The sequence below is a fragment of the Verrucosispora sp. WMMD573 genome (genome assembly GCF_027497175.1).
Taxonomy (GTDB): Bacteria; Actinomycetota; Actinomycetes; order Mycobacteriales; family Micromonosporaceae; genus Micromonospora.
The window spans coordinates 5,239,088-5,262,703 of record NZ_CP114901.1 but is presented as its reverse complement, the minus strand read 5'-3'; the positions used below and the strand labels follow the sequence as shown (position 1 = coordinate 5,262,703).

The 23,616-nt window shown below is 71.6% G+C and carries 30 protein-coding genes and 1 pseudogene; 17 read left to right on the top strand and 14 right to left on the bottom strand.

Annotation, left to right across the window (positions count from 1 at the left end; genetic code table 11):
• Nucleotides 1-173: 173 nt before the first annotated feature.
• From O7601_RS23950 to O7601_RS23925, 6 genes and pseudogenes are all read left to right on the top strand, one after another.
• Nucleotides 174-320, top strand: a complete 147-nt coding sequence (locus O7601_RS23950) for a hypothetical protein (protein ID WP_281563337.1) — start codon at nt 174-176, stop codon at nt 318-320.
• 93 nt (nt 321-413) lie between these two features.
• Nucleotides 414-1,055 carry a GNAT family N-acetyltransferase gene (locus O7601_RS23945; protein WP_281567017.1) on the top strand — a complete coding sequence of 214 codons (642 nt, stop codon included), beginning with the start codon at nt 414-416 and terminating at the stop codon, nt 1,053-1,055.
• A 164-nt stretch (nt 1,056-1,219) separates the two neighbouring features.
• Nucleotides 1,220-1,672 carry a pantetheine-phosphate adenylyltransferase gene (gene coaD / locus O7601_RS23940; protein WP_281563336.1) on the top strand — a complete coding sequence of 151 codons (453 nt, stop codon included), beginning with the start codon at nt 1,220-1,222 and terminating at the stop codon, nt 1,670-1,672.
• Nucleotides 1,673-1,768: 96 nt separating this feature from the next.
• Nucleotides 1,769-2,767, top strand: coding sequence for an RNA polymerase subunit sigma-70 (locus O7601_RS23935; protein ID WP_281563335.1), 999 nt, complete (start codon nt 1,769-1,771; stop codon nt 2,765-2,767).
• A 70-nt stretch (nt 2,768-2,837) separates the two neighbouring features.
• Nucleotides 2,838-3,359, top strand: a complete 522-nt coding sequence (locus O7601_RS23930) for a hypothetical protein (RefSeq protein WP_281563334.1) — start codon at nt 2,838-2,840, stop codon at nt 3,357-3,359.
• Between the two features lie 80 nt (nt 3,360-3,439).
• A pseudogene (locus O7601_RS23925) lies at nt 3,440-3,982 on the top strand (GNAT family protein); the annotation flags it as partial.
• A 12-nt stretch (nt 3,983-3,994) separates the two neighbouring features.
• Here O7601_RS23925 and O7601_RS23920 read toward each other — a convergent pair.
• The 7 genes from O7601_RS23920 to O7601_RS23890 are packed head-to-tail and all read right to left on the bottom strand — an operon-like array spanning nt 3,995 to nt 9,342.
• Nucleotides 3,995-5,011, bottom strand: a complete 1,017-nt coding sequence (locus O7601_RS23920) for a HAMP domain-containing sensor histidine kinase (RefSeq protein ID WP_281563333.1) — start codon at nt 5,009-5,011, stop codon at nt 3,995-3,997.
• Complete coding sequence (locus tag O7601_RS23915; RefSeq protein ID WP_281563332.1) at nt 5,008-5,718, bottom strand: response regulator transcription factor; 711 nt, start codon at nt 5,716-5,718, stop codon at nt 5,008-5,010. Before O7601_RS23915 ends, O7601_RS23920 begins: the two co-directional genes overlap by 4 nt.
• A 10-nt stretch (nt 5,719-5,728) precedes the next feature.
• Entirely contained in the window at nt 5,729-6,181 is a 453-nt protein-coding gene (locus tag O7601_RS23910; protein ID WP_281563331.1) for a hypothetical protein, read from the bottom strand.
• Nucleotides 6,178-7,416, bottom strand: a complete 1,239-nt coding sequence (locus tag O7601_RS23905; RefSeq protein WP_281563330.1) for a molybdopterin-dependent oxidoreductase — start codon at nt 7,414-7,416, stop codon at nt 6,178-6,180. Before O7601_RS23905 ends, O7601_RS23910 begins: the two co-directional genes overlap by 4 nt.
• Nucleotides 7,389-8,030: a class I SAM-dependent methyltransferase gene (locus tag O7601_RS23900; protein WP_281563329.1), complete on the bottom strand. Its 642-nt coding sequence runs from the start codon at nt 8,028-8,030 to the stop codon at nt 7,389-7,391. Before O7601_RS23900 ends, O7601_RS23905 begins: the two co-directional genes overlap by 28 nt.
• On the bottom strand, nt 8,027-8,686 hold the full coding sequence (locus O7601_RS23895; RefSeq protein WP_281563328.1) for a DUF2064 domain-containing protein: 660 nt from the start codon (nt 8,684-8,686) through the stop codon (nt 8,027-8,029). The genes O7601_RS23900 and O7601_RS23895 overlap by 4 nt, the downstream gene beginning before the upstream one ends.
• Complete coding sequence (locus tag O7601_RS23890) at nt 8,683-9,342, bottom strand: glycosyltransferase family 2 protein (protein ID WP_281563327.1); 660 nt, start codon at nt 9,340-9,342, stop codon at nt 8,683-8,685. Before O7601_RS23890 ends, O7601_RS23895 begins: the two co-directional genes overlap by 4 nt.
• A gap of 123 nt (nt 9,343-9,465) precedes the next feature.
• On the opposite strand from O7601_RS23890, the gene O7601_RS23885 reads away from it, so the two are divergent.
• From O7601_RS23885 to O7601_RS23875, 3 genes are read left to right on the top strand one after another with little or no spacing between them, the layout of a single operon-like run.
• The gene (locus O7601_RS23885) at nt 9,466-10,515 is read left to right on the top strand and encodes an NAD-dependent epimerase/dehydratase family protein (protein ID WP_281563326.1); all 1,050 of its coding nucleotides are present in this window, start codon (nt 9,466-9,468) and stop codon (nt 10,513-10,515) included.
• Nucleotides 10,512-11,900 carry a hypothetical protein gene (locus O7601_RS23880; protein ID WP_281563325.1) on the top strand — a complete coding sequence of 463 codons (1,389 nt, stop codon included), beginning with the start codon at nt 10,512-10,514 and terminating at the stop codon, nt 11,898-11,900. The genes O7601_RS23885 and O7601_RS23880 overlap by 4 nt, the downstream gene beginning before the upstream one ends.
• Before the next feature lie 34 nt (nt 11,901-11,934).
• Nucleotides 11,935-12,738 carry an S-methyl-5'-thioadenosine phosphorylase gene (locus tag O7601_RS23875; protein ID WP_281567016.1) on the top strand — a complete coding sequence of 268 codons (804 nt, stop codon included), beginning with the start codon at nt 11,935-11,937 and terminating at the stop codon, nt 12,736-12,738.
• A 109-nt stretch (nt 12,739-12,847) separates the two neighbouring features.
• On the opposite strand, the gene O7601_RS23870 is transcribed toward O7601_RS23875, so the two are convergent.
• From O7601_RS23870 to O7601_RS23860, 3 genes are read right to left on the bottom strand one after another with little or no spacing between them, the layout of a single operon-like run.
• Nucleotides 12,848-13,429: a histidine phosphatase family protein gene (locus O7601_RS23870; RefSeq protein ID WP_281563324.1), complete on the bottom strand. Its 582-nt coding sequence runs from the start codon at nt 13,427-13,429 to the stop codon at nt 12,848-12,850.
• Entirely contained in the window at nt 13,426-14,268 is an 843-nt protein-coding gene (locus tag O7601_RS23865; protein ID WP_281563323.1) for a PHP domain-containing protein, read from the bottom strand. Before O7601_RS23865 ends, O7601_RS23870 begins: the two co-directional genes overlap by 4 nt.
• A gap of 38 nt (nt 14,269-14,306) precedes the next feature.
• On the bottom strand, nt 14,307-14,804 hold the full coding sequence (locus tag O7601_RS23860) for a DinB family protein (RefSeq protein ID WP_281563322.1): 498 nt from the start codon (nt 14,802-14,804) through the stop codon (nt 14,307-14,309).
• 158 nt (nt 14,805-14,962) lie between these two features.
• Here O7601_RS23860 and O7601_RS23855 point away from each other — a divergent pair, with 158 nt between their 5' ends.
• Together O7601_RS23855 and O7601_RS23850 are read left to right on the top strand one after the other, a co-directional pair.
• Complete coding sequence (locus O7601_RS23855; protein ID WP_281563321.1) at nt 14,963-15,112, top strand: hypothetical protein; 150 nt, start codon at nt 14,963-14,965, stop codon at nt 15,110-15,112.
• Nucleotides 15,113-15,240: 128 nt separating this feature from the next.
• Entirely contained in the window at nt 15,241-15,468 is a 228-nt protein-coding gene (locus tag O7601_RS23850; RefSeq protein ID WP_281563320.1) for a hypothetical protein, read from the top strand.
• 66 nt (nt 15,469-15,534) lie between these two features.
• On the opposite strand, the gene O7601_RS23845 is transcribed toward O7601_RS23850, so the two are convergent.
• Nucleotides 15,535-15,873 carry a hypothetical protein gene (locus O7601_RS23845; protein WP_281563319.1) on the bottom strand — a complete coding sequence of 113 codons (339 nt, stop codon included), beginning with the start codon at nt 15,871-15,873 and terminating at the stop codon, nt 15,535-15,537.
• Between the two features lie 73 nt (nt 15,874-15,946).
• Here O7601_RS23845 and O7601_RS23840 point away from each other — a divergent pair, with 73 nt between their 5' ends.
• Complete coding sequence (locus O7601_RS23840; RefSeq protein WP_281563318.1) at nt 15,947-16,480, top strand: GNAT family N-acetyltransferase; 534 nt, start codon at nt 15,947-15,949, stop codon at nt 16,478-16,480.
• 47 nt (nt 16,481-16,527) lie between these two features.
• Here O7601_RS23840 and O7601_RS23835 read toward each other — a convergent pair whose 3' ends face one another.
• Both O7601_RS23835 and O7601_RS23830 read right to left on the bottom strand, forming a co-directional pair.
• On the bottom strand, nt 16,528-16,935 hold the full coding sequence (locus O7601_RS23835; protein ID WP_281563317.1) for a nitroreductase family deazaflavin-dependent oxidoreductase: 408 nt from the start codon (nt 16,933-16,935) through the stop codon (nt 16,528-16,530).
• A 347-nt stretch (nt 16,936-17,282) separates the two neighbouring features.
• A complete protein-coding gene (locus tag O7601_RS23830) occupies nt 17,283-18,398 on the bottom strand; it encodes a MerR family transcriptional regulator (RefSeq protein ID WP_281563316.1) in 1,116 nt (371 codons plus the stop codon).
• A gap of 100 nt (nt 18,399-18,498) precedes the next feature.
• Between O7601_RS23830 and O7601_RS23825 the strand changes: the two genes are divergently transcribed.
• The 3 genes from O7601_RS23825 (at nt 18,499) to O7601_RS23815 (ending at nt 19,976) form a co-directional block, all read left to right on the top strand.
• Nucleotides 18,499-18,951: a hypothetical protein gene (locus O7601_RS23825; RefSeq protein ID WP_281563315.1), complete on the top strand. Its 453-nt coding sequence runs from the start codon at nt 18,499-18,501 to the stop codon at nt 18,949-18,951.
• A gap of 123 nt (nt 18,952-19,074) precedes the next feature.
• A complete protein-coding gene (locus O7601_RS23820) occupies nt 19,075-19,581 on the top strand; it encodes a metallophosphoesterase (RefSeq protein WP_281563314.1) in 507 nt (168 codons plus the stop codon).
• A gap of 104 nt (nt 19,582-19,685) precedes the next feature.
• Nucleotides 19,686-19,976: a DUF427 domain-containing protein gene (locus tag O7601_RS23815; protein WP_281563313.1), complete on the top strand. Its 291-nt coding sequence runs from the start codon at nt 19,686-19,688 to the stop codon at nt 19,974-19,976.
• Nucleotides 19,977-20,392: 416 nt separating this feature from the next.
• Here O7601_RS23815 and O7601_RS23810 read toward each other — a convergent pair whose 3' ends face one another.
• Nucleotides 20,393-20,986: a TetR/AcrR family transcriptional regulator gene (locus O7601_RS23810; protein ID WP_281563312.1), complete on the bottom strand. Its 594-nt coding sequence runs from the start codon at nt 20,984-20,986 to the stop codon at nt 20,393-20,395.
• Between the two features lie 72 nt (nt 20,987-21,058).
• Here O7601_RS23810 and O7601_RS23805 point away from each other — a divergent pair, with 72 nt between their 5' ends.
• Together O7601_RS23805 and O7601_RS23800 are read left to right on the top strand one after the other, a co-directional pair.
• A complete protein-coding gene (locus O7601_RS23805) occupies nt 21,059-22,108 on the top strand; it encodes a zinc-binding dehydrogenase (protein WP_281563311.1) in 1,050 nt (349 codons plus the stop codon).
• A 309-nt stretch (nt 22,109-22,417) separates the two neighbouring features.
• The gene (locus tag O7601_RS23800) at nt 22,418-23,614 is read left to right on the top strand and encodes an MFS transporter (protein WP_281563310.1); all 1,197 of its coding nucleotides are present in this window, start codon (nt 22,418-22,420) and stop codon (nt 23,612-23,614) included.
• The last annotated feature ends 2 nt before the right edge of the window (nt 23,615-23,616 follow it).

The window sequence follows — 23,616 nt, the reverse complement described above, 5'->3', positions numbered from 1 at the left end:
GCGGTACGAATGCACGTCAACCGATCGACGCACGGCTCGGCTGCCGTGTTCGGCCGCGCGGTCTGAGCGGTGCTGGTCGGACCGCTGCTGTTGTGCCCGGGCAGGGGTTTGGCGGCAGGGACGACGGGGGTAGAGGCAATCCGCTCGTCAGCCAACCCCCGAAGGAGACGGTCATGTCGGTGCAGGCGTTCCTCTATGTCGTCGCGGTCATCCTGCTCGTGCTCGCCGCGCTGCCCCTCCGTACCCGGGGCGTCTCGCTCGCGCTGCTCGGTGCGGCCTTCGCCCTGCTGGCCTACGCCTGGCCGGTGATCACCGGTTAGGTTCGAGGGCACCCTGGTGACCGCCGAGCTGGCATGCTCTGGAGATCGGCGGGACTGACCGGGTCGATCGCCGGGCGCCGGGAGAGGATCATCATGGGCAGCGAGTTGGCCGACATCCTGGATGCGGCAGCCCAGGGGCGTTTCCCGGCGCCGGACGGCGGCGTCACCGTGGTGCCCCAGCCAAGCAGTCGTGACGCCGGAGTGGTCGCCTTCACCGCCCACTCCGTGGTCTTCACCGACGAGGACCCGGCGTGGGTGCGCCGCATCCTGGCGTCTCTCGACTGCGACCCGTTGGCGGCCGCGATGAATCCGGCCTTTCTGCGCGCGCTGCTCGACCGCACCCGGCGCGCCATGGACACGATCGACCTACTGACAGTGGCGAGCCCTCTCGCCGGTGCGCCTCCACTGGACCTGACAGAGGTGGTGAACACGGATCATCCACGTCGGACCAGGGCCGGTAGGCGCCGGGCCGACCTGCGCGTCTGGGCGGCCGACGGCGGGATCGTCATCCTCGGCCGCGGCGTGGCGGGTCGCTGGGAGACGGCGATCGAGGTCGACGAAGGGTATCGAAGCCGGGGCCTGGGGCGGGCGCTGGCGACCGCCGCACGGCATCTGGTGCCCGACGGCCAGCCGCTCTGGGCGCAGCAGGCCGCCGGCAACGCACGCAGCGTACGGGCGTTCCAGGCGGCCGGCTTTCGGCCGGTGGCAGCCGAAGCGCTCCTGATCGGCAGGTAGGCGACGCCGAGAGCGGTGGTGCGGCTCGGGCTGGCCGCGTCAGCAGCGGACCGTCAGGTCGCGCCTCAAGCCCGTCCCACCCAGAGGCCAGCAAGTCCGGCGGCCTACAGTCGGGCCATGAGCACCCGCACAGGAGCACGACTCCGGCTCCCTCGGTCGCGGTCGTGACACCCGCACCAGCGCTCGCGGCGACAGCACCCGCCGCCGGTCCCGTACGCGCCGTCTACCCCGGCAGCTTCGATCCCCTGACTGCCGGGCATGTGAGCGTGATGCGCCGGGCACGCGACCTCTTCGACGAACTGGTCGTGCTGGTCGCCGTCAACAGCGACAAGCGTCCAGACGTCGGCGAGGAGGAGCGAGCCGCCGCCGTCCGGGCTGCCCTGCCGGTCGAGTGGACCTCCGTTACCGTGGTGGCCTGGAGCGGGTTGACCTCCGAATACTGTCGTAGTCGTGAGGTGGCAGTGATCGTGCGCGGTGTGCGGAACACCAGCGACCTTCAGGCCGAGCACCGACTCGCCGCGATGAACCAGTCGCTCGGTGTTCCCACGGTGTTCCTGCCTGCGCAACCCGACCTGACCAGGTTGTCCTCGACAGCGGTACGCGCGCTGGGAAGCTGACCCGCCTCGGAGGCGCCGAACGACCCTGGTGATGAGTTGTCGCGCCCGCAGCCGTCACACCTACGACGGAACACCGCGAGACGGAAGGATGACGTGATGGGTGCGAATACTCGGCCGAACGAACTGGGTCTGAGCGGTCTGGACGAGATCGACGAGTCGGCGTTCTCGGGGCTGGCGCAGCGGCACCGCCGCGAGCTGCACGTGCATTGTTACCGGATGCTCGGGTCGTTCGAGGATGCCGAGGACACCGTCCAGGAGACGTTCCTGCGTGCCTGGCGGCGGAGGGAGACTTTCGCGGGACGCTCGTCGTTTCGGGCCTGGTTGTATCGGATAGCCACCAACGCCTGCCTGGACCTGCTGGCCAAGTGCCGCCCGGAGCCGGCGACCGGCGGGGAGGTGCGGTGGTTACAGCCCTACCCGGACCGGCTGCTCGACGAGTTGGCCGCGGGCGTCGCGGACGAGCCGGAGGTCGTCGCTGTCGCGCGGGAGACGATCGAGTTGGCGTACCTGGTCGCGATCCAGCACCTGGCGCCGCGCCCACGGGCGGTGCTGATCCTGCGGGACGTCCTCGACTGGCCGGCGAAGGACGTCGCGGAACTGCTCGGCGACTCGATCAACTCCGTGAACAGCGCGTTGCAACGGGCCCGCGCGGGCATGCGGGAGCATCTGCCCGCCGAGCGGCAGAACTGGACCGGCGGCGAGGAGGACGCCGGGACACGGGAGCTGGTACGCCGCTACACCGACGCCAGCGTGGCCACGGACATCGACCGGCTCGCCGCGCTGCTGCGCGACGACGTCCGCTGCTCGATGCCGCCCACCCCGGGTTTGCACGTCGGCCGGGACGCGGTCGTGACCGACTGGGTCAGCAGCGGCTTCGGGGGCATGACGGGCCTGCGTGCCGTCGAGACGCGGGTGAATCGGCAGCCGGCAGTCGCCTTCTACCACTGGCGCAAACGCGACGGGGCGTACCTGCCGCTGACGATCGACGTGCTGCGGATCACCGGCGGGGCGATCAGCGAGATCGTCACGTTCCACGACGACCAGTTCCCGCGGCTCGGGCTTCCGGAACGGCTCGCCGCCGACGGCACCGACTGAATACTCGACCTTTACCGGCCGGACAGACCACAGGTTTCGCTGACCGTCCCATCCGGGTAGCGCAGGGCGCATGAACCGCAATCTCGCCAAGGGTCTGCAGGTTGCGTGGGGTCTGCCGGAGTTCCGCGGCGGGTTGCGACACCTGATCGAGCTCGACGAGGTGTCGATGCTGCTGGCCACGCTGTCCGTTCCAGATGATGATCGGGAGGTAGAGCGCAGCGCGCTGCGGCTGCTGCGGTCCGGCCTGGACGCGGTTGAGGTTCGAGAGGCTGTGTTGCTGCTGCTGGAGCGGGATGAGGTACGCCGGCCGCTCGTCGCGGCAGTGCAGCCACTGGTGGACCGGCCGGGTCAGGCTGCGGCCATCGCCTCGGCGGCCGAGGATCCTGCGGTACGACGCGAGGTGCGGGCGGTGCTGGACAGTGCCCGGGTGCGCGAGCTGATCTGGCACGCGATCGACAACCAGTTCAGCCACGATCGGCTCGGGTTGATCCGCCGGGCGGCGCTGCTGTTCGTGCGGCACTCGAGCGTACGGCGTCTGGCCTGGGCCCTGCGCCGACACGGCGTGCTGCGCGAACTACGCCGCAAAGCGTGAGCGGTTGCCGGTCGGCGCGACGCCGGCGACCCGATAATTCGGAGGCGTCGTGACGGTGTGCGTCGTTAGCGTGCCACCTCGTGGGCAACGCGAACCTACGCACCGCGCGTCTTGAGCTTCGTCCGGTGCGGGACGAGGACATCGATCACATCCTGGAGTACCGCAACCTGCCGGAGGTCACTCGTTGGCTGCTGCGCACCGAGGTCGACCCTGCTTCCTTCCGGGCGGCGTGGCAGCGCGCGGCGCAGGATCCCGACGACCACAGCACGGCGGTGGTCCTCGGCGGCGTGGTGATCGGGACCGTCTCGCTCGACGTGATCGACGGCATGGGGCAACCCGGCATGCCGACGCGGACCGAAGCCCAGCTCGGCTACATATTCGACCCGGCGTACGGCGGCCAGGGTTACGCGACGGAGGCGGTCACCGCGATGGTGGCGTACGCGTTCGACAGGCTGGGCGTGCGAAGGATCACCGCTGGCTGCTTCGCGGACAATCTGGCCTCCGTGCGGCTGCTCGAACGCATCGGCATGCGTCGTGAGCAGCACGGGGTCGGCGACTCCTGGCACGCCGAGCTGGGCTGGGTGGACGGCTACACGTACGCCCTGCTCGCCGAGACCTGGCGTCCAGGGACCGCCTCAGGTGGCGGGCAGGCGTACCTCGAACCGGCAGCCGCGGTCGGTGTTGCGGACGTTCACCCGGCCGCCGTGCGCCTCGACGAGTCCGCGCACGATGGCCAGGCCGAGCCCGCCACCACCGCCTGAGTCGGCCGCTGCGGGGGTACGGGCCCGTTCACCTCGGAACGCGACGTCGAAGACCCGGTCCAGGTCCTCGCCGGGGATGCCCCCGCAGGTGTCGGAGACGGCCAACCACACGTTGTCGGTCTCGTGGCCGGCGGCGATGTGCACGCTGCCGTCCTCCGGCGTGTACCGGACGGAGTTGATCAGCAGGTTGCTGACGATCCGGGCGAGTTCACGTTCGCCGGCCCGCACGTTGGGCCAGCCGCTGTCGGCGGCCACCAGGTGGATCCGTCGGCGGGCGGCAAGCGGCGCGACGCCGGCGATCGCGTCGGACACCACGTCGCCCAACGGCACGGTGGTGGGCATGAGCCGTAGCGCGCCGGCGTTGATCCGGGACAGCTCGAACAGGTCGTCGACGAGCTGGGCCATCCGGTCGGTCTCCACCCGGATCCGTCGGTGGTAGTCGTCGACGACGGCCGGGTCGTGGATGATGCCGTCCTCCAGGGCCTCGGCCATGGCCCGCAGCCCGGCCAGCGGGGTACGCAGGTCATGCGACACCCATGCGACGAGTTCACGGCGGCCGGCCTCCAGCCGCCGTTCGCGTTCCCGGGCAGCCCGGGCCCAGACGGCCGCAGCGGCCAGCCGGCTGCCGAAGGTGGCGCCGACGGCGAGGCTGATCACCGCGGAGGCGCTGACCGTGACGAGAACGACCCACAGGTCGTGCGCGGACAGGAACATCGCCTGTGCGACAGTGGCGACTCCGGCTACCACGGCGAGGACCGTGACCGTGAGCAGCACCAGGATGTGCACGAGAATCGACCGGCCACGCAGCAGCCGTAGCGCTGCGGCACCGGCCAGGCCGACGACGCCTCCGGCGGCGAGGGCGTAGAGCCCGATGAGCAGCGTGTCGCTCACTGCCCGGTCTCCTCATCGAGCGGGTCGTAACGGTATCCGACGCCCCAGACGGTGCGGATCCGCTGCGGGTCGGCCGGGTCGTGCTCGACCTTCTCGCGCAACCGACGGACGTGGACGGTAACTGTCGACTGGTCGCCGAACTGCCATCCCCAGACCTTGTCCAGCAGGTCGCTGCGCGACCACGCCCGCCCCGGATGACGCATGAAGAAGATCAGTAGGTCGATTTCCCGGGCGGTCAACGACAACGGCGTACCACCCATGGTCGCGACGCGGCGGGCGGTGTCCACGGTCAGCGCCGCGTCGGTCAGCTTCGCCGAGACGGTCGGGTGGGCGGTCTGCGCGGCGGTGCGGCGCAGCACGGAGCGGATCCGTAGCACGAGTTCGCGGGGAGAGAAGGGCTTGGTGACGTAGTCGTCGGCGCCGACCTCGAGTCCGAGGACCCGGTCGGCCTCCTCGCCGAGCGCGGTGAGCATGACCACCGGCAGGTCGGGCAGCTGTCGCCGGATCCGGCGACAGACCTCAAGGCCGTCGATACCGGGCATCATGAGGTCGAGTACGACGAGGTCGGGTCGCTGGGCGGCGATCGCGGCGAGGCCGTCGGCGCCGTCGGCGGCGAGTTGCACCTCGCAGCCGGCCTGCTCGAGGTAACGCCGGACGACGTCACTGACCGTCGGGTCGTCGTCGACCACCAGCACCCGGTGTCCCATCCTGACCACGCTATCGACCGCCGATCACGGGACGACCGTCGGCGGGCCTTTCGGTTTCCTTACGGTCCGTCGCCCCGCGCCGCCGCACCACGCAGGCCAGCAGCGTCGCGCCGACGATGGCGAGCAGGACGGCGACCAGATTGCGACAGTACGGCAGCGGCAGCACCGAGGAGTTGTCGGCCGCGCGGCCGAATCCCAGGGCGAGGGGGAGTCCCACCACGGTGACCGCTGCGGCGGTGATGGCCGCAGTGCGGACCGTCGTCCGGCCCCGTGGCGGAACACGGGTCAGCGCGACGCCGACGGCCAGCACCGCCGCCATCCAGACGATGTCGTGGCCCACCAGCACGGCGGCCAGGAAGATCAGCACCCCGCCCGGCGTCAGGTCGGCGTCGGTGAGGGCGCCGACGACGGCGTACGCCATGAGCAGGCAGCCACCGACGACCAACCCGGTCCGGGTCTTCATGATGTCCCCGACACGGTGATCCGGCTGATCCACTTGGTTTGCAGCACGCCGGGCCGGTTGGCTGCTATCAGCCGCGCCGGATAGCCGTGGTCGAGGTGCAGGGGCTCGCCGCCCAACCGCAGCGCGACCAGGGTCAGCGGATCTCCGACGTGTTCCGGTGGCACCGTGCAGGCCCGGTACCGGCCGCCCACCTGTAGTGACTCGACAGTGGCCGTCGAGCGTCGAGGATCGGCACCCACCAGCGCGACCAGATCGCCCAACCGGACGCCGGTCCACGTCCCGATGGCGCTCCAGCCCTCCACGCAGGCGATCGGCAGGTCTGCGGTGTACTGCGGAAGTCGGTTGAGGGCGGCGAGGTCCAGGCTGACGCTGCGGTCCGGCCCGGTGACCCGCAGCCGGTACGCCGGGTCGAGGGCCGCCGCCCGCACCCTGGCACCGGCCGCGGTCCGGTTCACCGGTAGGCCCTGCGGTCCGATGTCGGGGTGGCGTGGGGCGAGCACCGCGAGACCGGTAAACGGCCGGAGCGTCTGCCCGACGGTGGTCAGGGTGATCAGCCCGGACGCGGCGGCGACGCCGCCGAGCAGGGCACGCCGGTTCAGCCCGTCCTGCCGTGGCTCGCCGGTGGGGCGGGCGAGCGCGGCGCGGACCGCCGGCAGGTGTACGCCGATGTGCACCAGCAGCCCGCCGACCACCAGCCAGGCCACCCAGTAGTGCCCGGCGGTGAAGAAGAACGGCATCGGCGCGTACCAGCGGGAGATGTTGAGAACGCCGCTGACCAGCAGGAACAGCGCTGCGGCGACCAGCAGGCCGGTGCCTGCACGTTCGGCCGCGTGGGCTATCGAACGGACCGGCGGCCAGCTGAACAGGTGTGGGTACACCGACCACAGCTTGACGCCGAGCAGCGGAATTGCGGCGAGCCCGGTCGCCACGTGCAGACCCTGCGTGAACCGGTAGAGCCCGACCGGGCGGGTCGGCCACCAGAACCAGCCCGGCGGGTGCTGGATCAGGTGGCTGAGCAGACCGGTGGCGAAGCAGACGGCGAACGCCACGCCGAGGGCGACGCCGAGCTGACTGCTCAGCCGGGTCGACCGTAGCCGGGACCGGAACAGCCCGGGGCGCAGCGGTCCGCGCCGCAGCGCCACCGGCGGTGCCGGCAACGGCGCCAGGCACCACTGGGTGAGGCGTCGCAGCGCTGCCGCGCGGCCGGTCACCGGGGTGTCAGGGTGGCGAACCACCGGCCCGCCTCCGTCCAGGTGTGGAGCACGCGCAGCGCGGTGGCGTCGGCCAGCTCGGGAAGATCGTCAACGGGTACGCAGGCCCAGGGCAGCACGCGGTCGGCACCCTCCGCGATCTGCACCGTCGCGGTCCCGGACCAGGCCGGCGTGCCGGCCGGCGCCAGCTCCACGTGGAGGTGCCCGTCGAGGGCCAGCAGTTGACGGCATCGGCGAAGCAGCCGGTACGGGTCACCGCCGATGCCGATGTTGCCGTCGGCCAGCAGCAGGTGCCGCCAGCGGCCGGCACCGGGCACCGGACCGAAGACGTCGCGGTGCAGCGCGGGCGCGCCACGACGGCGGGCCAGCCGAACCGCGCTGGCGCTGACATCGATGCCGAGGGCCGGCTGCCCGGCGTGGACGAGGGCGCTGGTGAGCCGGCCGGGGCCGCAGCCGACGTCGAGGGTGTGGCCGGTGCAGCAACCGATAAGCGCATCGTCTCCGGCGATCACGTCCCGGCACCAGGCGGCCGGGTCGAATCGGTGGACACCGCCGCTGGCGTGCCGGGCGGTGAAGGCGGCCGGGATACCGGCGGCGGCCCGGTCGATGGCGGTGTCGAAGACCGCGACGGCGTTCACCGGGCGGCCGGTGCGGGTTGTGGCACCTCGGCGGCGACGGCGCGGGCGAACCGGCTGTCCGGCGGGCACCAGCTGGCCACGGCGCGGGCGTCGGCGGCGGTGTCCACGTCGGACAGACAGGGCAGCAGGCTTACCCGCAGGCCACGCCGACGCAACGCGGCCAAGGTGGATCGGCCGGTGGTGGCCGTGGAGGTGGCGACGGTACGCAGCACGGTGGCGTGGTCGGGGTCGCGCAGCCCCAGTGTCCACCATCCGCCGTCGGTGGCCGGGCCGAGCACCGCGTCGGGACCGCCCGCTGCGGCCAGCAGTTCTCCGGCCGCGTCGAGGTGGCCGACGAGGAGCTGCGGGGTGTCCATGCCGATCAGCACGGCGGGTATGCCGGGTGCGTGGGCGTCCGCGAAGGCGTTGGCGAGGCGGTCGCCGAGGGAGTCGCCGCGCTGGGGGAGCGTCGCCCACCCCGGCGGGGCCGGGTGGTCGCCGTCGAGGACGAGAACGCGGGAACCGGCCACGGCGGTGGTGACGGTGTCGAGGGTGTCGGCCAGGGCGGCGGCGGCGACCCGGGCCGCCTGCTCGGGGGTGCAGGGTGGGCAGAGCCGCGTCTTGACGCGTCCGGGCGTCGGCGCCTTGGCGAGCACCAGGACCTGGGGGGCGCTCACCGGGCCAGCACCGCACTCATGTCGCGGATGGCACGGGCGGTGCCGAGCACGGTGCCGGTCACCTTCGAGCGGGTGCCGGCCGCCCTCGGCTGGTAGTCGACGTCGATCTCGACTACCCGCCAACCGGCCCGGTCCGCCGCGATCAGCAGCTCCAACGGGTAGCCGAACCGCCGGTCGCGCAGCCCCAACGCCAGCAGGTCGTCGCGGCGCACCGCCCGCATCGGGCCGATGTCGTGAACCTTCAGGCCGGTGGTGCGGCGCAGCCGGTGGGCGAGGACGGCGTTGGCGGCCCGGGCGTGCAGCGGCCACACGCCCCGGCCGACCGGGCGGCGTCGGCCGGTGGCCAGCTGCGCCTGACCGGTGCGGACACACGCGGCCAGCCGGGGCAGTTGCGCCGGGTCGAAGGAGCCGTCGGCGTCCATCACGCACACCACCCCGTCGGCGGGGTCGGCCGCCACGACACCGGCGTGCACGGCGGCGCCGTAGCCCGGCTCGGCGACGCTTATCACCTCCGCGCCGTGGGCGCGGGCCACCCCGGCAGAGTCGTCGGTGGAGCCGTTGTCCACCACGATCGGCCGGTAGCCGGCCGGTATCCGGGCCAGCAGGCCGGGCAGGGCCGGTGCCTCGTTCCGGCAGGGAAGAACCACATCGGTCATGTCGCGGACGCTAATCAGGATCGAGCGGGGCAGGTATTACCAGCCGATGATGAAGTCTTACGAGACGCTGACGGCTGCCCGTCAGGGCCGCCTCCGGCACCCGGCTGGTTCTAGCGTCGGCGCGTGACCCACGTACTCGTCACCGGCGGAGCCGGTTTCATCGGGACCCATGTCGTCGCCGCGCTGCACCGCGCCGGTCACCAGGTGTCCGTAGTGGACGCCGGCCACCCCGGCGCGCACCGCGCGCGACTGCCGGAGACCGTGGCCGGCGCCCCGCTGTGCCGGGCCGACCTGCGCGACCGGGCCGCCGTCGCCGCCGCCCTGACCGGCGTCGACGTGGTGGTGCACCAGGCGGCCATGGTCGGGCTCGGCGTGGACCTCGACGACCTGCCCGAGTACGTCGGCTGCAACGATCTCGGCACCGCCGTGCTCCTCGCCGAGATGGCCCGTGCGGGCATCCACCGGCTGGTGCTGGCCAGCTCGATGGTCGTCTACGGCGAGGGCGCCTACACCTGCGCCCGGCACGGTGCGGTACGCCCCGCCCCACGCGCCGCCACCGACCTGGCCGCCCGGCGCTTCGAGCCCGCCTGCTCCGCCTGCGGCGCGGCCCTGGAGCCGGGACTCGTCGACGAGGAGGCACCACTGGACCCGCGCAGCGTGTACGCCGCCACCAAGGTCGCCCAGGAGCACCTCACGGCGGCCTGGTGCCGGCAGACCGGTGGCACCGCGGTGGCGCTGCGGTACCACAACGTGTACGGGCCCGGCATGCCGCGCGATACGCCGTACAGCGGCGTCGCGGCGATCTTCCGGTCCGCGCTGGCGGCGGGACGTGCCCCGCGGGTGTTCGAGGACGGTCGCCAGCGACGCGACTTCGTCCACGTCGACGACGTGGCGGCGGCCAACGTCGCTGCGGTGACGGCCACCGGCAGCCGTGCCGGCTGGCGGGCCTACAACGTCGCCTCCGGCCACCCGGCCAGCATCGGTGAGATGGCCGCCGAACTCTCCCGGGCCGCCGGCGGGCCCGCGCCGGTGGTCACCGGTGAGTTCCGGCTCGGCGACGTACGCCACGTGGTCGCCTCGCCGGCCCGTGCCCAGGCCGAACTCGGATTCCGCGCGGCGGTCCGGCTGGCCGACGGAGTCCGGCAGTTCGCCCACGCACCGCTGCGCGGATGAGCACGGCGCCGCGCGCCCGACTGCGGCGCACCACCACACGGGCCGACCTGACCGCCGTCGGCGTCGCCGTCGGGCTGTTCGCCGCCGCCGCCGGTGTCGGCGGCCTGCTGCACCTGCTGGGGCGTCCGGTGCACGCCAGTGCGGCGCCGCTGTACGCACACTGGCGGCCGCACGTCGGCCCCGGCACCCTGTTGGCGTTGGCGGTGGCCGTACTCGTCTGCTGGCGCGGAGCCGCGTTGGCGGCGCGGCTGCCCTGGCGGTGGCTGCTCGTCCTGTCCTACGCCACCGCGCTGGCCTGGACCCTGTCGCTGGCACTCGTCGACGGCTGGCAGCGCGGCATCGCCGGCCGGCTGACCACCCACCACGAGTACCTGCACGAGGTGCCCGGGGTCACCGACATCCCCGCCATGCTGGCGGCCTTCACCACCCGGATCCTCGACTTCCAACCGGACTCCTGGACCACCCATGTGTCCGGCCATCCGCCCGGAGCGCTGCTGGTGTTCGTCTGGCTCGACCGCGTCGGGTTGAGCGGTGGTGGCTGGGCGGGGGTGCTGTGCATCCTCACGGCGGCGCTCACCGCCGTCGCCGTGCCGCACACCGTGCGGCTGCTCGGCACCGACGACGCGGCGCGGGCCGTGCTGCCGTTCGCGGTGTTGTTCCCGGGGGTGGTCTGGTCGGGGGTGTCCGCCGACGGCCTGTTCGCCGGGGTGACCGCCATCGGCGTCGCACTGCTGGCGCACGGCGTCACCCGGGGCAGCGCCGTCGGTGCGCTCGGCGGCGGCGTGCTGCTGGGTTTCGGCTGCTACCTCTCCTACGGGCTGGTGCTGATGGTTCCGGTCGTGGTCGCCGTGGTGATCCTGGGCCACCGGCACCGGCCCGCCGCCTGGTGGGCGCTCGGGGGTGCGGCGCTGGTGGTGGGCGCGTTCACGGTCGCCGGCTTCGACTGGCTGACCGGCTATCACCTGGTCATCGAGCGGTACTACCAGGGCGTCGCCAGCCGGCGCGCGTACGGTTACTGGGTCTGGGCCAACCTGGCGATCCTCACCGTCGCCGCCGGCCCGGCGGCCGCCGTCATCCTCCGCCGCGCAGCGGTCGCCGGATGGCGGGCGGTCTCGTCGCTGCGGCCGCGCGACGGTCTGCTGCGGCCGCAGCACGCCCCCCTCGGTCACGCCTGCTGGCTGCTGCCCGTCGCCGCGGCGGCGGCGATCGTCGCCGCGGATCTGTCCGGCTACAGCAAGGCCGAGGTCGAACGCATCTGGCTGCCCTTCACCGGGTGGCTCATGGCCGGCGCCGCCCTGATTCCCGCCAGCGGTCGCCGTACCTGGCTCATTGCTCAGGCGGCGGTGGCGCTCGCGATCAACCACCTGCTCCTGACGACGTGGTAGGCCGTCACCCGGCCGGTAGAAATTGGAGGTGAGCGTGTCCCCATCCGCAGAACTCGCCGTCATCGGTGGCTCGGGTCTCTACGCGCTGCTCGACGGCGCCACCGAACACGTCGTCCAGACGCCGTACGGTGCGCCATCCGACGCGGTGACGATCGCCTACGTCGGCGGCCGTACGGTGGCGTTCCTCCCTCGACACGGCCGCGACCACCGGCACCCTGCGCACCGGATTCCCTACCGGGCCAACCTGTGGGCGCTGCGGTCGCTCGGGGTACGCCAGATACTCGCGCCGTGTGCCGTCGGTGGCCTGCGGCCGGAACTAGGGCCCGGCACGTTCGTGGTGCCCGATCAACTCGTCGACCGGACCAGCGGCCGGGTGCAGACGTACTACGAGCAGGGTGCGGTACACGTCTCCTTCGCCGACCCGTACTGCCCGGTCGGTCGGCGTACCCTGCTCGCGGCTGCCAACGGCCGCTCGGTGCCCGCCCACGACGGCGGAACCATGGTGGTGGTCGAGGGGCCGCGCTTCTCCACCCGCGCCGAATCCCGGTGGTACGCGACGGTCGGCGGCGCGGTCATCAACATGACCGGCCACCCGGAGGCGGTTCTCGCCCGGGAGTTGGCTCTCTGCTACAGCTCGATCGCCCTGGTGACCGATCTGGACGCCGGCGTGGCGAGCGGCCACGGGGTGACCCAGCAGGAGGTGTTCCGGGTCTTCGGCGAGAACACCGAGCGGCTGCGCGGGCTGCTGCTCGACGCGGTAGCCGCACTTCCGGTGAAGCGGAACTGTCCCTGTCCGCACAGCCTGGACGGCATCAGCCTCCCGATCGAGCTGCCCTGACAGCCTGCGGCCGGGAACCCGTTCGCCTGGCTCGGCCGGTTTCCCCAAATGTGGCCGAGGTCAGCTGGGCCGGACGCGACGGTGACCGCCTGAGGCCCGGCCGAGGCGATCAGGTCCAGCGGGACACCTCGGGGCTGGTGCGCGGGTTGGTGAAGCGAAGTCGGTAGACCGCGGGCATCGGCATCTGGCGCGCCGCGGCCCAGTCGACCGGCACGCCGAAGCCAGCCAGCGCCCGGCAGATGAAGGTGCCGTGGCTCCCGACGACAACGATCCGGCCAGGGTGGTGGCGTACGAGCGTCCGCAGCGCGGCGACGGCGCGGATGCCGAGCTGCGCTAGGCTCTCTCCGCCCGGGCGGGCGTGGGAAAGCTCCGCCCAGCTCCTGGCGTAATGCGACTCCCAGACCTCGGTGAAGGCGAGGCCGTCGTCCCACTCGCGCAGTTCGGCCAGGGTGTGCACGGGCAGGCCGAGCGCGTCGGCCGTCGGCTGGACGGTCTGGATCGCGCGCCGGTACGGGCTGGACCAGACCGCCGCCGGCCGTAGCTCGGTGAGCGCGGGCGCCAGCTCCTGCGCCTGCCGCAGCCCGTCCCTGGTCAGCGGGCGGGTGAAATCGTCCGGACCGTCGGCGGTCGGCGGGACGGAGCGGGCGTGCCGGACCAGCACGATCTCGGTCGGTGTCGGGATGCCGTTCATGCGCGACCCCACAGGTCGTGGGGGCTACTGCCGGGTCTGAAGCCGTGCGCCTCCGCCAGCTGCGCGGCCTCCCGGAAGCCGTGTCCGACGAAGGTCGGCAGATGCGCGTCGCTGCCGAAAGTGATCGCGTCGCCGCCTTCCTCGTGCCACCAGCCGAGCACGCTCGCGTGCAACGGCAGCCGGGTGTTGACCTCCAGAGCCCGACCGGACAACGCGGTCGTCCGCAACGTCTCGCGGAACTCGTCCTCGAACACGGTGGGATCGAACGGACCCACGTCGTCGGTCGGCCAGGAACGGACCGGATAATCGATGTGTGCCAGCACGGCGAACGTGTCGCTGGTGGTGACCATGGTGGCAACATCGGCGAGGTACGCGCGGACCAGCTCGTAGGGATCACGGTGCGGGTAGATCGCCCAGGGCTCGGCGAAGCCTCCCCGATCGGGGAGGGTGTGCAGGGAACCGAGAAGGCGGTCGAACCTGCCGGTGGCCAGCACCCGCGCGATCTGATCGGCGTGGCGATGGGGCTCACCCAGCTCGAGACCGCTGAGGATGCGCAGCTGGGGGAACCGTTCCCGGCAGCGTTCCACCGCTGCCAGATATCCGGCGGCGTCGAACGGGGGCGGCGTCAGTATCCCGCCGGCGTCGGCGAGCGAGGTGAGGTGGTCCGAGACGTACGGGCCCTCGGTCGCGACCCGCCACGCCGTGTGATCCAGGTGTTCGGTGAAGGCGATCGCCGGCAACCCGAGTTCGAGGGCCCGCACGCAGGACCCTTCCATGTCGCCGACCCGGGTGTCCCATGACCACTCACTGTGCACATGACTGTCCGGTGGTAACGGCATCAGGGACCTCCGCTGTCGCCGGCTGCCAGGCTCACGTGTTATTCGTTGATCAGCTGCTCGCGGAGGATGTCGGCGTGCCCACAGTGCTGGGCGAGTTCGCGCAGCACGTGCAGATACACCCACCGCAGCGGCAGCGGCCCCCGTCGGTTGCCGTGCAGTAGGTCGTCCAGACCCAGGGACGACGTCGCCTGGCGTGACGCCTCGCAGGCCTCGCGGTGCGCCTGCTGGACGCTGGCGATCGTGTCGCCGTCATCAAGGACGAACGACTCGTCCGGCGTCGCCGGAATGCCGATCTCAGCACGCGACCGGCACGTGACGGCTTCGTCGAACCAGACCTTCTCCACGAACGTCGCATGCTTCACCAGACCCAGCAGCGTGGTCCGGGAAACCACCAACGAGCGGCGGGCCTGCTCCTCGGTCAGCCCGTCCAGGCAGCTGGTGAGCGCCCGGCGGTGCTCGTCGATGAACGCCTCGAACTGGGCCTTGGCTGGCTGTGCGACGACCTGGTCGGCGAAGGTGGGTGGGTAGGAAGGCATGGACGTAGCATCCCAGACCGTCACTCAGCAGAGGCAACATCGCCCTCATGTCGCGCAACGGGTGCCGGCTCACGGATCGCTTGAGCGCTGGTACGGCGACATCCAGTCGGTCGAGGTCCGTGCGGAGTACCGCAACCCGCGGCGTCGGCGGCGCACTGATGTCCGCAATCCTGGCCGAGGCCCGCGCCCGGCGGCTGCTGCACGTGACTGTCCACTCCGGCCGCCGCGCGGTCGACTTCTACCTGCGCAACGGCTTCAGCCATCACCGCCAGATCCTGCTCTGGGAGCCGACGCACCGGTCGCCGTGACCGTACGCCGCCGTTGGCCTGCTGCGACCGACCTGCCCGACCCGGTCCGGTCCTGCCCTGCCCTGCCCGGTCCTGCCCGGCAGCCTAATTGGGTCGCGTGCGGTGCGGCCGGCGGGGAGGATACGGCGATGCCTGGTGCACCTGAGGGATTCACCTACCGCCTCCGCAAGAACGGTGACGTCGAACTGCTCCATCACGGCCGGCAGGCTGGCGTGCTTCGGGGTGCCGCTGCGGCCCGATTCCTGATCGACGTGAACACCGAAGATCCTCAGGAGTTGATGGCGCGCATCACCGGCAACTACAAACACGGCAACGAGCGGACGGCCAAGAAACACCCCCGCAACCGCCACCGGTAGCCCCCGTCGGTGTGCCGACACGCACAGGTCCAACTGGCCGGATGCCGGCAGCCGGTGGCCGGACCGTCAGGTATCGGCTTCGAGGGCGAAGGTGTTGCCGTCGGGATCCTGGAACCACGCGATGCGTCCACCGCCGGCCCGCGCGGTGATTCCCCTGGCGTCATGGTCCAACTGGTCGTACCTGATCATCTCGACGCCGGACGAGACGAGTTCGTCGACGATCTGGTCGATGTCGTCGACGTACCAGGTCGCCAGGTTCGCGGGGCTCTTTCCGGCGATGCACGGTTCGGCGGTCAGCAACTCGTACTGCTCGGCCACCAGACCATCGCACGAGTACCCACCGAAGGTGCCCTCGGTGGATGATGCGACGTGGGCGCGTGGCCGTGGCTGGGCCCTCACTGTCACCAAGCCTCGCCCGCAACAGTGATACCCGTCCTGGCGCTTCCTCGGCCCCGGCCGGAGCACTAGGTTGGGTGAGATGCGCACCATCGCGAGCGATCGCCTGCTGCTGCGTCCCTGGGGCGAGGAGGACGCCGACTTCCTTCTGGATCTCGAGTCGCGCTGGGATGTCGTGCGGTTCCTGGGCGCGCGGCCGACACTCATGAACAGCCGCGAGGACGCCCTCGCCTCGATCGCACGGCGATGCGCCATCGACGATCCGATCCACGGGATCTGGGCCATCACCACCGCGACAGACCGTCAGTTGGTCGGAAACCTCCTGCTCAAACCGATTCCCCTGTCGGCTGGCGAACCTACCGGCGGCCCGACCGATGTCGAGATCGGCTGGCACCTGCATCCGGACGTCTGGGGGCACGGCTACGCCACCGAAGCAGCGGCGGCGGTCTTGGACGACGCGTTCGACCAAGGTCTGACGAGGGTCATCGCGGTCACGAACCCGGACAACCGTGCCTCCCAGGCCGTCTGCCGGCGGCTCGGCATGACGCGTCTCGGCCGGACGACGAGGTACTACGACACGACGAACGAACTCTTCGAGAAGCTGGCCGGCCTCTGACCTCGGCATCGTGACCGGGATGTGTCGGCCTTTCCGATCGTTGCTCGCTACGGCGCGGGTTCGAGTACGACGACGGGGATCTGGCGGGTGGTCTTCCGCTCGTAGTCGGCGAAGATCGGGTACGCGGCCTTCTGCGCGCTCCAGATCCGGTCTCGCTCGTCCCCGGTGGTGACCCGGGCGACCAACTCGACCGTGTCCGTCCCGATCTCCGCTTGAGTGCGCGGATGGGCGAGCAGGTTGTGGTACCAGTCGGGGTTGGTGGGCGCGCCGGCTTTGGATGCGAACACGGCGTAGCCGCCGTCCACCTTCTGGTACATCATCGGGTGTACCCGGGGCTGGCCGCTCTTGGCGCCGACCGTGTGCAACAGCAGCAGCGGCTCGCCGGCGAAGTGACCGCCCACCTGCCCGCCGTTGGCGCGAAACTCGGCGATGACCTTGTCGTTCCAGTCGCTCATGTCTTCCCCTCGACCCGTGCGTACCGGCTCCTTGAGTCCGATTCTGACAGTTCTGGCTCTGCCTCACACCGCGACGCGACCGGGGCGCGGCAGGCACCGTCGCGTACCTCGCGTTCGGTCGGCCGGCCGCCAACCCACCAACCGAAGCCTGCTCCGACGGTCGCCGGCCGGACGCGTGCCCCACAGTCGTCGCGGCCGGCTCCAGCTCGACGCAGGGCACGCTCGGCGCCGACTGGGTGGGTGCGCTTCGTGAACGGCCCGAACACCGTGGATACGAGTTCGTCAACGCCGGTGTCGACGGCGACACCAGCGCCGACCTACGCCAGCGTTCCCGCTGGGGCCTTGGCTCAGGCCACGAGCAGGCGGAGACCGAGCTCCGCCGCGTCGAGGGCGACCAGGTCGCGGTTGCGCTCGGCCCACCGGCCTGAGGCCAGGTCCTGTCGGAGTCTGCCGACCGCCCGCTGCTCGGCCTGCGGGCCGAGTCTGGTCCACACCGAGACCGCGCGGCGTACGTGATCGTCGAGGTACGCCTCCGGCCGGCGCCAGTACGCCTCGAAGAAGCCGTCAGCGCAGTCCCACGGCACCAGCACCGGCTCGGCGCGTCCGCCGATCGCGCCGGTCAGGTCGGCCAGGGACGGCCACCCGACGAGGAGCTCCGCGAACTCGGGCAGATAGTCGCGGGTGAGCCAGAATCGTTGACGCCAGCGGGTGTCGTCGGCGTCGTAGGTCAACACCACCACCCGGCGGGCCACCCGTCGCATCTCGCGCAGCCCGGCGACCGGGTCCGGCCAGTGGTGGACGGTGCTGACCGCCATCGCGGCGTCGAAGGACTGGTCCTCGAACGGCAGACTCTCCGCCGCCGCGGCCACGCATGGTGCCGCGCCGGGAGGCCGCTGCGCCCGCATGACCAGCGACGGTTCCACCGCCGTGACGTCGCGATCGGGTGGCTCGTACGAGCCGGTGCCGGCTCCGACGTTGAGTACCGTTCGGGCGTCACCAAGGGCAGCCCAGATACGCGCGGCGATCCGTGGCTCGGTGCGCCGGGTCGCGGGGTAGGCGGATCCGATGGCGTCGTACAACTGTGTCCCGAACACTCTCAACTGCTCCTCCGGTGTCGTCCTGATTCCCCTCGCCCGCGCGTCCAGCTCCCGGTCGATCGCCGAGACCATGGCGGCAGCGCGATCGCGCTGATCCAGCAGCAGGCCCCGTAGCCGGCACAGGTGCGCGACCGCGTCTGTGGCCGGATCGTCGACCAGATCCGCTATCTCGCGCAGCCCGAAACCGAGCCGCCGGTAGGCGAGCACCTCCCGGAGCCGCTCGACATCGTCGGCGGAGTAGGCCCGGTGCCCGGCCGTGGTGCGGGTGGACGGTTCGAGCAGGCCGATCTCGTCGTAGTGGTGCAGGGTGCGGACGCTGACGCCGGCCAACTCCGCCACCCGCCCCACGGTCAGGTGCTCCGCCATGGCACCGACTATCGGGCATCACGCCGCGTGAGGAGCAAGGCTTCGCTGCCGCGTGTCCTCCGCGATGCCGTCCAGAGGCCCTGTTGCCTACCCTGGTCACGTGGAAGCTCGCAGGGTCAGCGTCTGGCGGAGCCGTTACGTGGTGACGGACCGAGGTCGGGAGATCGCCGTCTGGGACAGTTCGGTGTGGCGCAGCGGTGGCGAGTTCGAGCTGGAGGGGCGGCGTTTCCAGGTCCGCTCCAACGCCTGGGGCACCAGGTACACCATGGTCGACGACGCGGGAGCGCCGGTCGCCTCGGCCGACCGGGTGGGTCGTAAGCGGTGGACCGTCGAGGCGGCCGGGCAGACCTACCAGTTCCGGCGTAAGTCCATCTGGGGCGGCGAGGAGGAGTTGGTTCTCGGTGACACCCGGGTGGGTTCGGTCCGCAAGACCAGCGTCTGGCGCGGTGACATCGCGATCGAGCTGCCGGGGCTCGCGACAGCGTTGCAGCTCTTCGTGTTCGGCGTGGTCGTCAGCATGTGGGACGCGCAGTCCGCAGCCGGAGCCGCCTGAGACCCGCGACGGGGCGTACGGCTCGGCGTGGCGTACCCCGGTGCACGGCTCCGGTCCGGGACGGAGTGCAACCTGGCGGTGGCTGACCCGGTTCGCGGGCCTGGGCGCAGCTACGCTGACCGGGTGCGGTTGGTCATCATGGCAGACACCCACCTGCCAAAACGTGCCCGGGACCTGCCGGCCGGGCTGTGGACCGCCGTCGACGCCGCAGACCTTGTCGTCCACGCCGGTGACTGGGTCAGCGCCGCTCTGCTCGACGATCTGGAGCGGCGCAGTGCCCGGCTGATCGGCGTCTACGGCAACAACGACGGTCCCGATCTGCGGGCCCGACTGCCGGAGATCGCCCGCGCGGACGTCGCCGGGGTGCGCATCGCGGTGGTGCACGAGACCGGGCCGGCCAGCGGCCGGGAGCGGCGGTGCGCGGCGCGCTTCCCCGATTGCGACCTGCTCGTCTTCGGCCACTCCCACATCCCCTGGGACAGCGAGGCGCCCGGCGGTCTGCGGTTGCTCAATCCCGGCTCGCCGACCGACCGGCGCCGCCAGCCGTACGCGACATACCTCACCGCGGAACTGGCCGACGGTCGGCTCCACGCCGTCACCCTGCACGAGGTGCCGCTGTCATCGAAATAGTGTCGCTCGCTCCGGTCGGCCGCGTCGCCGGCGGATCGCCCGGTCGCCCCTTCGAAACGAGGCGCCAGACTAGGCCGGGGCACGGCCCGGCCTAGTCTGGAAGCATGCCGAAAGCCATCTGGAACGACCTGGTCATCGCCGAGAGCCCGGACACCGTCGTGGTCGAGGGCAACCACTATTTCCCCCGCGCCGCGCTCCGCACCGACCTGCTGCGGGACTCCGACACCCACACGGTCTGCCCGTGGAAGGGCACCGCGTCGTACTACACGCTGGAACACGAGGGCCAGACCAGCGTGGACGCGGTCTGGTACTACCCGCAGCCGCTGCCCGAGGCCGAGATGATCCGTGACCGGGTCGCGTTCTGGAAGGACGTCAAGGTCGTCGGCGACGAGTGACGTCGACGTCAACGCCCGTGGGGGCTGTCAAAGGCGATCAGCCGACGCGTGAACCAGAACGGGTCGGCCAGGCGGGGGTAACGGGTGACGGTGGGCGACATCTCCACATCCGCGTACGTCCTGGCGCAGCGTCCGGCGGCCACCACCCCGCCGCCGTAAGAGTGCCCCACGGCCAGGGGGTCTTGCCCGACAGCCAGGGGTAGGGACGAGTTCGTGGACGTCGCCGGCCATGCTCAGCGGGTCGTACGGCGGCACTCGTGGCCAGGCGCCCGTGACCGCGCAGGTCGATGCGGACCGTACGGAAGTGCCAGGCCAGCGGCGCCCGACCCCAGGAGCGGCGGTCCTCGGCCATGCCGTGGTCGCGACGAGGAGTGGTCCGGCGCCATCGACGTCACGGGCAAGCGGGACGCTCGGGATCATCGGCGCGCGTCTCCTCGTGCGCCGCGCCGGCGGCTGGCGCGAACGAGGCCGCGGGCCAGGTCGGTGCTCTCCGCGAGGGTGTCGAGGGCGAGTGGTTGGGTGGCGAGAGCGCCCTCGTGCAGCACCAGGAGCCGGGTGGCGAGGGCGACGGGTCGGTCGCAGCCCGCGGCGGTGGCGAGCTGCCTGAACAGGTGCAGCAGCCAGTGCTTCTGGTCTGCGGCGATGCGGTGGGCGGGATGCGCCGGGTCCGGGAGTTCGGCCAGCGCGTTGATGAACGCGCAGCCGCGGGTGTTGGTCCTGCTCCAGGTCCGCAGCGCGTCGAACGGTGCGGTAACCGCCGCGACGGGGTCATCGCACGCGTCGACGGTGGCGTGGACGAGCGACCGCCAGCGTTGGTCGCGCTCGGTGAGGTAGGCGGTCACGAGGTGTTCTTTCGAGCCGAACTGGTTGTACAGCGTCCGTTTGGTAAGACCTGAGTGCTCGGCGATGAGATCCACGCCGACGGCGGTGATCCCGCGGTCGTAGAAAAGCTTCCCGGCGGCCGCAAGGATGCGCTGGCCAGCCGGGGTGCGGGCCCGCGTTTCCGACATGCGGGGCTCCTCCTCACCGATCGCTGTACGGTGGTAGTTCACAGATCAGTGTACTTCTGGAGGGGCAGGCTGATGGCGGTGCCGACGACCATGCGTGCCGTGCGGATCATCCGGCACGGTGGGCCGGACGTGCTGACCGAGGCGGAGGTGACCGTGCCCGCCCTCGCGGCGGGGGAGGTGCTGGTCCGGGTCAGCGCGGTGGCGCTGAACAACACCGACCTGTGGACCAGGGAGGGCGCCTACGGTCGCCCGGACGACCCGAAGGCCCTCTCGGGCTGGCGTGGGGCGATCGAGTTCCCCCGCATCCAGGGCGCCGACGTGGCCGGCCGGGTCGTGTCGGTGGGGCCCGGCGTGGATACGCGCCTGGTCGGCCGCAGGGTGGTCGTCGATCCGGCGATCTACGACGCCGAAGGTCCGGACGCGAACCCGGTGGGCCTGATGGGCAGCGAGCGCGACGGTGGTTACGCCGAGTACGTGACCGCACCGGCGTGGCAGGTGCACGACATGACGGAGTCACCGCTCACCGACGATCAGCTCGCGGCGTTGCCGACGGCGTACGGCACGGCGCTGGGCATGATCGAGCGGGGCCGGCTGCGGGCCGGGGAGACCGTCCTGGTCTCGGGCGCCTCGGGCGGCGTGGGGTTGGCGCTGGTGCAGATCGCGCGGGCGCGAGGCGCGCGGGTCCTGGCCATCAGCAGTGGAGAAAAGATCGATTCGGTGCGCGCGGCGGGAGCGCACGACGTGGTGGACCGCGCGAGGGACGTCGTCGAGCAGGTCCGCGCCAGCGCCCCGCAGGGCATCGACGTGGGGCTCGACGTCGTCGCCGGAGCCTTCGTGAGCGAGGGCCTGCCCCTGTTGCGCGACGGTGGCCGATGGGTGATCGCCGGTGCGCTCGGTGGCTACCAGGTCGCCTTCGACGTGCGCCGCCTCTACCTGCACAATGCGCAGCTGATCGGCTCCGCGATGCACACCCCCGCCCACTTCGAACTCCTCATGGACCTGGCCCGGCGCGGTGCGATCACACCCGTCGTCGCGGCGACCTTTCCGCTGCACCAGGCCGCCGACGCTCAGGAGGAACTCGCCCGTCGGCGGCACGTGGGAAAGATTGTCCTTGTCCCGTAGTGCCCGTCAGAGGGTGACCTCCGGCCGGGTCGACTGTCACGCCGGTCGACTGTCACGCCGGTCGGCGGCGCAACGCCAGGACGACCGGCCGAGAACAAGCCGACCCAGGCGAAGGAGGATGATGCCAGGATCCTAGGATGGCTGAGCGGTTGTGGGTGGCATCACGACAGGTAGCGGACGCCCGGACACCTACGCGAAGTTGGGCAGGGGCACGGCAACCGGCATCCGCGAACGCTGCGAACGAGCAGTGACGCATCGCTCGACCCGCTGCGCACCAAGATGATCTACGGTGGCAGTCGAGGAGCGCGGATGATGTCACGACCCGGGGTACAGCGTGCACTGATCGCCGCCGTCCAGGTACTCAGCCTGGCGGTGTGGTTCTCGGCCTCCGCCGTGGTGCCGGCGCTACGCGAGTCGTGGCAGATCAGCGCCGCCGCATCCGTCTGGCTTACCGCCTCCGTCCAACTCGGCTTCGTCGCCGGTGCCGTCACGTCGACCGTGCTGAACCTGGCCGACCGGATCAGACCGCACCTGCTGATGGCCGGCTGCGCGACCCTTGCGGCCGCCTGCACCGGCATCTTCGCCCTCACCGTCGACGGGCTGGCCGGGGCCGTCCCGCTGCGCTTCCTCACCGGTGTGTTCCTGGCCGGGGTGTACCCGGTCGGCATGAAGCTGACCGGATCCTGGGCTCCGCCGGCCCGTCGGGGGCTCGCGTTCGGCGTCATGATCGGCGCGCTGACCCTCGGCTCGGCGCTGCCGCATCTGATCGGCGGGCTGGGCGACCTGCCGTGGCGCGGCGTGATGGGCAGCGCGGCCGGCTGCGCGCTGCTCGGCGCGGTGGTGGCGGTGACCCTGGTGCGGGAGGGTCCGCAGTTCGCCCCGGGCACGCCGCCGCGTCCGTACCCCCGATACGCCCTGGCGATGTTCGCGCAGCGTGGTCCCCGGCTGGTGAACCTGGGCTACTTCGGACACATGTGGGAGCTGTACGCGCTGTGGACCTGGCTGCCCAGCTTCCTGATCGCCGGCACGGCGGCCCGGACCGGTGACGACGACGCGAACGTCAGCCTGCTCGCGTTCCTGGCGATCGGGATTGCCGGCGTCGCCGGATGCCTGGTCGGCGGGTGGGCCGCGGACCGGTTCGGTCGACCTCGGGCCGCCTTCACCGCCCTGGTGGTCAGTGGTGCCTGCTGCCTGGCCTCACCGCTGTTCTTCACCGCGCCGCCCGGCGCCGTCGTACTGCTGGGTGTGGTGTGGGGTGCCGCGGTGATCGCGGACTCCGGCGTCTTCTCGACCGCGCTGAGCGAGGTCGCCGACAAGCGGTACGTCGGCACCGCGCTCACCGCACAGACGGCCATCGGGTTCGCCCTGACCGTCGTCACCATCCAACTCGTCCCCGTCCTGGCCGACGCGGTCGGCTGGCGTTGGGCGTTCCTGCTGCTCGTCCCAGGCCCGATCATCGGTGCGCTGGCGATGCGCGCCTTCGGCCGCGTGTCCGCTCGCAGCTGAGC

Bases quoted from the DNA above. Each gene is read 5' to 3' on its own strand.
- O7601_RS23910 (WP_281563331.1), bottom strand. From the start codon at position 6,181: ATGAAGACCCGGACCGGGTTGGTCGTCGGTGGCTGCCTGCTCATGGCG.
- O7601_RS23840 (WP_281563318.1), top strand. From the start codon at position 15,947: ATGCGCACCATCGCGAGCGATCGCCTGCTGCTGCGTCCCTGGGGCGAG.
- O7601_RS23800 (WP_281563310.1), top strand. From the start codon at position 22,418: ATGATGTCACGACCCGGGGTACAGCGTGCACTGATCGCCGCCGTCCAG.
- O7601_RS23880 (WP_281563325.1), top strand. From the start codon at position 10,512: ATGAGCACGGCGCCGCGCGCCCGACTGCGGCGCACCACCACACGGGCC.
- O7601_RS23835 (WP_281563317.1), bottom strand. From the start codon at position 16,935: ATGAGCGACTGGAACGACAAGGTCATCGCCGAGTTTCGCGCCAACGGC.
- O7601_RS23890 (WP_281563327.1), bottom strand. From the start codon at position 9,342: ATGACCGATGTGGTTCTTCCCTGCCGGAACGAGGCACCGGCCCTGCCC.
- O7601_RS23950 (WP_281563337.1), top strand. From the start codon at position 174: ATGTCGGTGCAGGCGTTCCTCTATGTCGTCGCGGTCATCCTGCTCGTG.
- O7601_RS23915 (WP_281563332.1), bottom strand. From the start codon at position 5,718: ATGGGACACCGGGTGCTGGTGGTCGACGACGACCCGACGGTCAGTGAC.
- O7601_RS23935 (WP_281563335.1), top strand. From the start codon at position 1,769: ATGGGTGCGAATACTCGGCCGAACGAACTGGGTCTGAGCGGTCTGGAC.
- O7601_RS23870 (WP_281563324.1), bottom strand. From the start codon at position 13,429: ATGAACGGCATCCCGACACCGACCGAGATCGTGCTGGTCCGGCACGCC.
- O7601_RS23830 (WP_281563316.1), bottom strand. From the start codon at position 18,398: ATGGCGGAGCACCTGACCGTGGGGCGGGTGGCGGAGTTGGCCGGCGTC.
- O7601_RS23860 (WP_281563322.1), bottom strand. From the start codon at position 14,804: ATGCCTTCCTACCCACCCACCTTCGCCGACCAGGTCGTCGCACAGCCA.
- O7601_RS23850 (WP_281563320.1), top strand. From the start codon at position 15,241: ATGCCTGGTGCACCTGAGGGATTCACCTACCGCCTCCGCAAGAACGGT.
- O7601_RS23930 (WP_281563334.1), top strand. From the start codon at position 2,838: ATGAACCGCAATCTCGCCAAGGGTCTGCAGGTTGCGTGGGGTCTGCCG.
- O7601_RS23805 (WP_281563311.1), top strand. From the start codon at position 21,059: ATGGCGGTGCCGACGACCATGCGTGCCGTGCGGATCATCCGGCACGGT.
- O7601_RS23810 (WP_281563312.1), bottom strand. From the start codon at position 20,986: ATGTCGGAAACGCGGGCCCGCACCCCGGCTGGCCAGCGCATCCTTGCG.
- O7601_RS23815 (WP_281563313.1), top strand. From the start codon at position 19,686: ATGCCGAAAGCCATCTGGAACGACCTGGTCATCGCCGAGAGCCCGGAC.
- O7601_RS23865 (WP_281563323.1), bottom strand. From the start codon at position 14,268: ATGCCGTTACCACCGGACAGTCATGTGCACAGTGAGTGGTCATGGGAC.
- O7601_RS23945 (WP_281567017.1), top strand. From the start codon at position 414: ATGGGCAGCGAGTTGGCCGACATCCTGGATGCGGCAGCCCAGGGGCGT.
- O7601_RS23855 (WP_281563321.1), top strand. From the start codon at position 14,963: ATGTCCGCAATCCTGGCCGAGGCCCGCGCCCGGCGGCTGCTGCACGTG.